Origin of the sequence: Pengzhenrongella sp. (assembly GCF_036565025.1) — a bacterium.
In the GTDB taxonomy this organism is placed as follows: domain Bacteria; phylum Actinomycetota; class Actinomycetes; order Actinomycetales; family Cellulomonadaceae; genus Pengzhenrongella.
In genome coordinates, this window is record NZ_DATCNW010000215.1 from 1 (window position 1) to 7,876 (window position 7,876).

Below are 7,876 nucleotides of genomic sequence, written 5' to 3' on the forward strand. Positions count from 1 at the left end.
AGAGCCTCGAGTTCACGATTGACAGGTGGACGGCCGGGCCGACGATGCGGGTATGTCCAGCGGCGCGCCACCAGCCGCTGGTGCCAGCGCAGCAGCGTTCGCGGACTGACCGAGAAGGCTGACCAGGCCCGACGCGGCAGCACGCGACTCAACGCCGCCAAGAACACCCGATCCGCCTCTCGCAGCTGCGGCCGCCGGCGCAGGATCGAGAGCTCGTGCCGCAGCACAAGGATCTCCAGCTCCTTCGACTCCTGTGACCGGCAACAGAGCACGATCAGCTCGAACAGACGGCGAACGACCAAGTACGCAAGCGACCACAGCACGCGCGACCTCCAACAGACGGGAAAGCCGACGCTACCCCGGCCGCTACCTCTGCGACCTCCCGACCGAGTGACCGAGTTTTCGAACCCCACGCGCATCCCCGGCGTCGTACCGCGCACCAGTCCTTACAGTTTCCGGTCAGCACCGCGCGTCCCCCTGACACCGAGCGGAAACCGCGTTTCCGATCGCGAAGCTGCCCTCCGCGCCGCTCAACTTGGGATGCCGTTGTATGACGCACGCAACTGGCAGCTGTAGCGGGGTAGAGGCACGCAGCCGCGAAAACGACGCACCCGTTCTAAATCCTAAATCGCCATGGGCCTGATGCCACGACAGGAGCAATGTGGCCGCAAGAGTCGACTCTTTGCGCACGACGCGGGTCGGGTCTTCGAAACCGGTGCGGCCGTGCAACCCACGGCTCGGTCAGTTCGACTCCGGCGCCTCTCCGTGTCGCAATCCTGAAATCAGCGAGATCGGCCTAACAGCACGGCCCGGTTTTGTAGCTCTGCTGAACGGCTCCGAGCTCCTTGGTCGATTGGTCCTAGGTCTTCGCGCGGCAGACCGAGGGATGCCACCCGATGCTGACGATCAAATGCCCCCGCGTAGCTTGAAGTCGGCACGGGGATGATCTAGCGTCAACCGCAGCCTTGAGCGGAGAGCTGTGACGGTGGCGCTTCTCGTGCGCGGCGGAAGCCGCACGTATCGAGAGGCGCGTGGAAGAGGGCGCCCCGCCGGCTACGAACAGTCCCGAGGTCGGGCCGCCGATGGTGGATCTCCAGACCCTGCTTGACGCAGATGAGGCGCGCAAGAAGCTCTGGGCTATCCCCGGCGTGGTCCGCATCGGCTTCGGCCTGAAGGAGACCGCCGGGGAGGCTCAGCCGCAAAACGCGTTCCGCGTCTACGTCCTGGCGAAGCGGCCGCTCGACGAGATTGCGCCCGCGGAGCGGATCCCGCCCGAGATCGACGGCATACCAACCGACGTCATCGTCCTCGGCCCGCGTATTGCCCACTGCAGCTCCGCGCTCAAGCCGGGCCTCGAGATCTCTCGCGAGATGTACGGCATACAAGGCTCGAGCGGATCGATCGGCTGTTTCGTCCAGAAGGGCGGGCACTTCTACATCCTCACGAACCAACACGTGTTCGTCCCGGATCAGGGCGGCGACGTGCGGCCCGCGATCTACCAGCCGAGCCGCAGCGCCTTCGCCGACGTCCCCTGCAACAAGCCTGTCGCACACGTCGTGGGAGAGGTCGCACCGAATGCGGTACGGGCCGAGCAGCAGTTCCAGGCCCGCACGTACTGGGTCGACTGCGGCGTCGTCCAGTTAAACGACGGCGTGGCGTTCGAGAACACGATCCCGGACATCGGGGCGGTACAGCAGACGGTGCGCGACCTCGTAGCCGAGACCATGTCACCGGTCCCTGCCCCACCGGGACGACCCGGCGTGCAGGCGCGCCCGCCACGCCAGTCACCGTACGCAAGCGCGGTAAGGCCACGGGCGTGACCAGTGGAACCATCGTCGAATTGTGCTTCGAGGAGCAGATTCCGGCGCAGGGCGGCCAGCCGGCGTCCACCGTCATCCGGTGGGAGCTCGAGGCACTGCCGACGGCCGGGTCGAATTACTCGCAGACGTATGAGATCAGCCCGCGCGAGCCCCACTCCCAAGCCGAAATCATCGCGGCCTTCCATGGTGGGACGGTCTCCGCCACCCCGGCGGGCGCCAACCGGCTCCGGTTCGAGGGCACGCTCTTCGGCGATCACGGCGACTCCGGCTCGATCTGGGTCGACAACGACCGGCACGTGGTTGGCCTTCATTGGGGAGGCACATTCATCAGGGTCAAGACGATCTCCGGCGGTCAGGACCGCGATGTCGAGATCCTGACCGGGCGCGCCGCAGCGTGCCATATCCGTCCGGTGCTCGCGGCACTCGGGATCGACGTGGCGACGGGGATCGTGGTCGGGTCCAGGACGACCGCGGCGGACGAGATCGACGTGCCTGGCGACGAGCTAGCGGAACCGTCGATCCTGGCGCAGGTGACCGAGATCGAGACCGCGGTCGAGCGCTCCGCTGCCGGCCGGGCGCTCCTCGACGCAGTGCGGCGCCACGAGAGCGAGGTGCGCTCGCTCATCCATCACCGCCGGCGCGTGATGCTCGCGTGGCACCGAAACAAGGGGCCGGCGTTCGTCGCGGCGAGCATGAACGCGCTGCGCGACGGAACGACCGCATTGCCCGTGGAAGTCGCAGGGCACCGGCTTTCGGATCTCGTCGAGGCGCTCTGCGACGCGCTCCGGGTCGAGGGCAGCGCCGAGCTCCGCCGCGCGGTCGAGGACGACGCCGGCTTGCTGATCGAGCTCGTGCAGACGTGTGAGACGCTCGAGGAGATCATCGACCGGCTCGAGAGCGAGGCGGCGATTGCGGCGGCCTGAGCATCAGAGCGTTGCGGCCGTGCCGCCGTCGCTACGGGCGATCCCCGGGGTCGTCGGGGTCGGCTTCGGCCTGAAGGAATGCGCAGGCACCGTTACCGACGTCCTCGCCTGGCGCGTCTACGTAGGCGAGAAGCGGCCGCTGGATCGCGTGCGACCAGAGGAGCTCGTCCCGGCCTCGGCGCACGGACGCCCGACCGACGTCGTCGAGAAGATCGCCACGCGGTCGGCCTCCGGCGTCACGCTCGCCCCTGCGAGTCCGGGCGCGCGCATCGCGAACTCGCTCGGCATCCCCGGGACGCTCGGCTGCCTCGCGGTCACGCTCCACGACAGACGAGCGGTCTTGCTTACGAACCACCATGTCCTTTTCGGCGGCGGGGCCCCGGAAGACGCGCCGGTCTGGCTCGTCGACGGGCCCCAAGGCGCCCCGTCCTTCCGCGAGCTCGGCCGCTCGCTGTACGGGAAGCGAGGCATCGTGGCCTTCGGCGGCGTCGACCACCACGTCGACTGCGCCGTCGCCTCGGCCGATCTTGCGGGCCGTCGGCGGCGCCGATGGCGCCGGCGGCGCAAACTCTCGGTCGGCGTCGCCGCGCCGGACGACCGCGTCACGAAGACCGGAGGTGCAACCGGGACGACCGCGGGGATCGTCGTCGATATCGCCTATCCGGACGTGGCGGTTCTCGACGGCCGCACCCAGCACGCGCCGCAACAGATCCTCGTGCACCCGGACGGCGATGGTCCGTTCTCGGCGGAGGGCGACTCGGGCGCGATCCTGCGGACGGAACGCGGGACGGCGGTTGGCCTGCTATGGGGCGTGAATCACCGCGGTGAGAGCGTCTGCTGTCACATCGGCCCGGTCCTCGAGGTGCTGAACATCGGCGCGCTGACGGGCACGACTCGGGTGGGTGGGTGACGTGGACGTCCACGCCGGCGCATCGATCCAGAACGAGACGTCTGGGAGCGACACCGGGACGCTCGCCTGCTTCGCCGTCCTCCGCTCCGACCGAAGCGTCCAGGTCCTGCTCAGCAACCGGCACGTCATCTTCGACGCCGACTCGGCGCCACCACGCAAGATCGGGTCACCGGACGCCGGAATGTGTCGATGCTGCTGCCCGAAGCACATCGTCGCGGTCGCGGATACCGCGGGCCACGAGGGCAACGTTCCCTCCGGAGCAGGCGCGACATACGTCGACTGCGCCTTCGCACGACTACAGCCGGGGGTCACCGGCGTGAATCAGATCAGCGGTCTCGGCGGCACGGCCAGGGCGGACGGCGCCGCCCTCGGCAGGTACCTCGCCGGATGGCACGCGGCAGCGAAGGACGAGCGCGTCGTGGTCGCGTCATTCAAGGGCTTCATCACGGGGACCGTCCAGAGCGTCGTCGCGGCGCCCGCCGCCGGGCCCGGCGCGCCGGTGAAGCCGAATCAGATCAAAATCCGGGTCGACGCCGGCCAGGGCGAGGACATCGTGTTCGGAACCGGCGATTCCGGCGCCGCGGTGATCAACCGCTTCAACGAGGTCGTCGGGCTGATGCACTCCCGCGGGGCCTCCAGTCCGGACGCGATCACCGAGCTATCGAGCGTCATCTTCGCGTGCCCGATCGAGCCGGTCTTGGACGCACTCGGCATTGACATCCCGTCCGCCGTCCCGTCTTCCCCGCACGCAGGTAGGCACCTGCTCGCGGTGCCCGAGGCCATTGTGGCGGAGCCGCCAATAGAGGAGCTCGACGACATCCGGCTCAGGGTCCTCGAGCAACGCGTCCGGGCGACGCGGCTCGGCGGCGAGCTGCTCGACGCGGGTTTCCGGCACGGTCCGGCGATCGGGCGGCTGGTGCACCACTGCCGCCCTGTAACCGTCGCCTGGCACCGCGGCCGCGGCCGCGGACCCGCCTGGGCCGCCCATCTGCTCAACGCCGCCCGTTCGGAGTTGTACGTGCTTCCGGACGAGGTCGAAGGCGTGACGCGACGTGCGGTGCTCGAGCGGATGCGAGACGTCCTCGCGACCCACGGGAGCGACGCACTCCGAGCAGACCACCAGAAGCACGGCGTCGCGGTGCTCGAGCTCGCGCTGGAAGGCAGCGTGTCCGACATCCTCGACCACCTCGAGTCGACGGGCCCAACCGCCGTGGCGCGGAGCGCCTGATGGCCGAACTGGACGAGCTCATCGCGGCGAACGAGGCGATCCGAGCCCTCCTGGCTTCGGGGGCCGAGGAGCAGCTGCGTGCGCTGCCCGGCGTGACCCACGTGAGCGTCGGGCTCAAGGAGACGGGCGGCCGGGTCACCGACCAGCTGGCGATCCGGGTCTACGTCGACGAGAAGAAACCGCCGGGAGACCTGGCCCCGGCCGAGCGGATCCCGCCCGAGGTGGACGGCGTGCCAACGGACGTGAACCTGGGCGAGACGGAGGCGTATTTCACCGCGGATAACGCCCGCTACCGGCCGGTCAAGGGTGGCATCCAGATCACGAACCGGATCATCGATCTGACCGACGACGGGTTGCGGTCGCAGATCGCCGCGGCAACGCTCGGGTGCATCGCGACCTACGACGCCGACCGCTCGGCGGTCCTCCTGTCGAACTGGCATGTCCTGACCGACAACACGGGGCGGAAAGGGGACGCGGTGTATCAGCCGGCGCCGAGCGTACTGCCGCGGGTGAACCCAGCAGACCTGCCTCTCCGTCCCACAGACGACACGGACTCGATCGCGAACATCCTCGACGCCAAGGTCACGGACAAGGTCGACGGGGCGATCGCCCGAATCGACGTCTCTTCGTGGTGCCGCTGTTGCGGGATCGACTACCGGAACGAGATCAACGGACTGAGCCTGGGCGGACATCCGCCGACGAACGTCATATCAGGGCAGCGCGCTGCGGTCGGAGGCGAAACGGTCTACAAGGTCGGAGCCGCGACCGGCCGCACGATCGGACGCGTCGTCGACGGCGGAGAGACTCACAACATCTCGATCACCCGACGCGGGGTGACTCATGCGTTCACCGGTCAGATCGTCATCGCGAGCACCGACCCCACGCGTCCTTTCGCCGCCAAGGGCGATTCGGGCTCAGTCGTTATCGGAGAGGACAACAAAATCGTCGGCCTCCAGTTCGCGTCAAACGATCAAGCACCGCCCGCGGCGCGCGCATACGCAAACCACATCTCCGACGTCTGCGCCGCGCTCGGGATCACAATCAACTTCACGGCCGGCGCCGGAACGCACGCGGGTGCCCCGCTTGCTGTCCCGTCGGCGCTCGTCGTCGACCCGGAGGCCGCCGCGGAGACCTACCGGGCGGTGCGCGAGCGCCTGCTCCGCGAACCCTCGGGCGCATGGCTCCTTCAGCTTGCCGAGGCGCACCGCGAGGAGATCGTCCATCTCGTCAACGACAACCGCCGGGTCACCGTCGCCTGGCACCGAGCCGGCGGCCCGGCGCTCTTCGCCACGGTCCTGAACGCCGTGCGCGCGGGCTCCGACGAGCTGCCCAACGGCGATTCCGCCGACGTGCTCGAGCGGATGGGCGCCGTCCTCGCCGCGCACGGCAGCCTCGCGCTACGCGAGGCAATCGATGAGCACGGCCCGGCCGCGCTCGCGGCGCTCCGCGAGAGCGAGCGGCTCGACGAGCTACTCGCGAAGCTCAACCCCTCCGTCCCCAGCCATGTCTGAAGCCACGCCGTCCATCGACGAGCTGCGGCGGGAAAACGCCCGGCTCGAGGCGCTGCTCGACGCCGGTTTGCGCGACCGCCTACTTGCCTATCCGGGCGTCTACCACGTGGCTGTCGGCGTCAAGGAGCGGAACGGGAAGGCCACGGGCGAAGTCGGGTTCCGGGTCTACGTGGAGGAGAAGCTGCCGGAGCAGCAGCTGCCTCCGGACGCGCGGATCCCGGCCGAGATCGGGGGTGTCAAGACAGACGTGAACCTGCCGCCGCGCCGCGAGCCCGCGATGTCCGACGAAACCATGCACCGGCCGATCCTCGGGGGAATCAAGGTCGGGAACGGGTTCTCGTTTCTCAAGGCGGGACAGCCCACCCTCGAGGCGGGAACCCTCGGCTGCATCGGGACGAACCGTCGCGACAAGAGCATTTCGTTCCTCACGAACTGGCACGTGGTTTTCGCGGCGGGCGGTGGCATCGGGAGCAAGATCTACCAGCCGAATCCAACCTTCACCGATCTGAGCGCTACGACCGTGACCGACGAGAACGTGATCGGGGTGGTCGTCGACGGCATCGTCGACGCCTCGGTCGACTGCGCCGTCGTCAAGGTCGACACGTCGTGGTGCCGCACCTGTGGAGTCGACTGGGACGACTCGATCAAGGGCCTCGCGTTGAACGGCTACGACGGCATCAGTGGCCTCGCGGACGCCGTGCCGAACGAGCACGTGTTCCTCGTCGGATACCGCACCGGCCATCGCGTCGAAGGGACCGTCGCAACCGTGACCGAGGCGCCCGTGTCGGTCACATACGAGCACGCGAGCGACTCCCGCGTCGCGCCCGTCGGCCCGTACACCCAGATCTTCACGAACCAGATAACCGTCAACCCGTTGACCACGCCGGGCGCGGAGCCGTTCGGCCTCCAGGGCGACTCAGGCTCAGTGGTCGTTAACGCAAAGAGCGAGATCGTCGGACTCTTCTTCTCCCTCGACCCCGCCACGGGCAAGGGCACGGCAAACCACATCGACAAGGTCCTTCAGGAGCTGCACTCGCAGCGCAACATCGACTTCGACCCCAACTTCCGGCCGATCCCTCCGCCGGCGACTCCCCACCGCGGCGCCTCGATCGCGGTCCCGCGCGCCCTGCCACCGGCTGACGACTCGGTCGTCTGGCGGCGCGCGCGAGAGCAGCTTCGCGCGTCACCGACGGGAGACCGCGTCGCGCAAGCGGTCGAGCTGCACCGGCGCGAGGCCGTCGACCTCGTCAACCGCAGCCGGCCGGTCACCGTCGCCTGGCGGCGCCAGCAAGGGCCGGCGCTCGTCGCGCACGTGCTCAAGAGCATCAAGGAGCCCGGCTACTCGATCCCGGAGTCGGTCGACGGAGTCACGCTCGACGCGCTGACCGAACGGATGGTCACGACGCTCTCGCAGCACGGAAGCGAGCCGTTGCGCACCGCGCTCGAGGCCGACGGCGACCGCGTCGTCGCCGCCGCGCGCGGCT

At 68.9% G+C, this 7,876-nt stretch carries 7 protein-coding genes; 6 read left to right on the forward strand and 1 reads right to left on the reverse strand.

The genetic code is table 11. The features are described 5' to 3' along the window. On the reverse strand, positions 1 to 323 hold a 323-nt coding region (locus tag VIM26_RS12310; protein ID WP_331951563.1), incomplete at its 3' end, for a hypothetical protein. A 759-nt stretch (positions 324 to 1,082) separates the two neighbouring features. Here VIM26_RS12310 and VIM26_RS12315 point away from each other — a divergent pair. From VIM26_RS12315 to VIM26_RS12340, 6 genes are all read left to right on the forward strand, one after another. Next, positions 1,083 to 1,820 carry a hypothetical protein gene (locus VIM26_RS12315; protein ID WP_331951564.1) on the forward strand — a complete coding sequence of 246 codons (738 nt, stop codon included), beginning with the start codon at positions 1,083 to 1,085 and terminating at the stop codon, positions 1,818 to 1,820. Continuing rightward, positions 1,817 to 2,743 carry a hypothetical protein gene (locus VIM26_RS12320; protein WP_331951565.1) on the forward strand — a complete coding sequence of 309 codons (927 nt, stop codon included), beginning with the start codon at positions 1,817 to 1,819 and terminating at the stop codon, positions 2,741 to 2,743. The genes VIM26_RS12315 and VIM26_RS12320 overlap by 4 nt, the downstream gene beginning before the upstream one ends. 19 nt (positions 2,744 to 2,762) lie before the next feature. Next, positions 2,763 to 3,653, forward strand: coding sequence for a hypothetical protein (locus VIM26_RS12325; RefSeq protein ID WP_331951567.1), 891 nt, complete (start codon positions 2,763 to 2,765; stop codon positions 3,651 to 3,653). Position 3,654: 1 nt separating this feature from the next. Beyond that, on the forward strand, positions 3,655 to 4,881 hold the full coding sequence (locus VIM26_RS12330; RefSeq protein WP_331951569.1) for a hypothetical protein: 1,227 nt from the start codon (positions 3,655 to 3,657) through the stop codon (positions 4,879 to 4,881). Continuing rightward, positions 4,881 to 6,392, forward strand: coding sequence for a hypothetical protein (locus VIM26_RS12335; protein ID WP_331951571.1), 1,512 nt, complete (start codon positions 4,881 to 4,883; stop codon positions 6,390 to 6,392). The genes VIM26_RS12330 and VIM26_RS12335 overlap by 1 nt, the downstream gene beginning before the upstream one ends. Continuing rightward, positions 6,385 to 7,876, forward strand: a 1,492-nt coding sequence (locus VIM26_RS12340; protein WP_414696478.1) for a hypothetical protein, incomplete at its 3' end; no start/stop codon positions are given. The genes VIM26_RS12335 and VIM26_RS12340, both read left to right, overlap by 8 nt.